This is a genomic window from Microbacterium sp. H6 (genome assembly GCF_003314775.1).
Taxonomy (GTDB): Bacteria; Actinomycetota; Actinomycetes; order Actinomycetales; family Microbacteriaceae; genus Microbacterium; species Microbacterium oxydans.
Genome location: NZ_QOAY01000021.1, coordinates 22,495 through 23,875 on the forward strand (window position 1 = coordinate 22,495; position 1,381 = coordinate 23,875).

Below are 1,381 nucleotides of genomic sequence, written 5' to 3' on the forward strand. Positions count from 1 at the left end.
GTTGACCGCTCCGGTCAGCTCTGCGTGACGATCGACCGTCACCGCCGCACGGAACGCCGCCTCCTTCAGGGGCATGGTCAGCGAGAGGCCGCGCCACGTGTCGTCCAGCCCCGCGAGTGCCGGCTCGAACTCCTCAGCGGCGACTTGACGCCGGCCATAGACCCAGTCGAGTCCGAGCACGCGATATGCAGCGGCATGGAGCGCAGGCGACTTGGAATGCCCGATGGGATCGCCCCAGACCGCCAGACGAGACCGCGTCACCGGCTCAACAACCGGCGTCGGGGTTCGCCCGGCACCACTCGCGCCATTTCTCGATGCCCTGCTCGTGCTCGGCCATCGTTTCGGAGAACTGCGTCTCCCCCGTCGCCAGGTTGATCGTGACGAAGTACAGCCACGGGCCGTCGGCGGGCGCCATCGCGGCCTTGATGGCGGCATCGCTCGGGCTGGCGATGGGCGTGAGCGGCAGACCGGTGCGCACATAGGTGTTCCAGTCGTTGTCGTCCTCCAGAGCTTCCTTGGAGCTCGAGACGACCCCCTCATGCAGCGAGCCGTACCCGTACTGCGCCGTCGAGTCCATCTGCAACTTCATGTCGATGTCGAGACGGTTCTGGATGACCCGCGACACCTTCGCGAAGTCGTCGAGCCGGCCTTCGCGCTGGATGATCGACGCGATCGTGAGGATCCGCTCCGCATCGGCCGCGGGCACGCCTGCCGCGTCGAGCGATTCCCGCGTGCGGTCCACCATGCGCTGGATCACCTGCGGCGCCGTTACTCCCGGGTCGAACTCGTACACCGCGGGGAACAGCCAGCCTTCCAGACTCGGTGCGTCCACTCCGTACGCCGAAGGATCCTGAACCGCCGCTTCGAAGTCGGCCAGCGGAAGACCGAGCGTCTCGGCCATACCGGGGAGCGACGAGACGATCGTCCCGCCCTCGGAGACGGAGACGGCGTTGGCCATCTTGTTGCCATCGTCCTTCAGCGCCGCCAGGGCGGCTTCTGCCGTCATCTTCTTCTGTAGGCGGTACACGCCCGGATAGAAGGTCACGGCGAGGTTCTCGTCGACGATGTAGTCGTAGAAGACGTCTTCGGTCTTCGTCACACCGGCTTCATAGAGGGCGGTGGACACAGGACCCCCGGTGTCCCCCTGCTTGATGGTGACGAGGGCTTCGCCGTTGGCCAGCCCGGGCTCCCAATCCTTCGACTCGCCCCACCCCATCGCATCACTGATCTTGTCGCCGTAGGTGTTCCACACCCACGCGCCGCCGGCGGCGATCCCGCCGAAGATCGCGAGAACGATCACGAGCGCGATCAAGCAGCCCTTCCGCCGCTTCTTCTTCTTGGGCTTCGCGTCGACGTTCTCATCGTGGGGGACGAAGAGGGC

1 protein-coding gene and 1 pseudogene are annotated in these 1,381 nt (G+C 66.1%); both read right to left on the bottom strand.

All coding sequences use genetic code 11. The annotated features are described in order from the left end of the window. Positions 1-261: pseudogene (locus tag DSP71_RS22855) on the bottom strand (shikimate dehydrogenase); the annotation flags it as partial. Positions 262-265: 4 nt separating this feature from the next. Further along, a partial coding sequence (gene mltG, locus DSP71_RS01095; protein ID WP_113680146.1) for an endolytic transglycosylase MltG occupies positions 266-1,381 on the bottom strand: 1,116 nt, incomplete at its 5' end.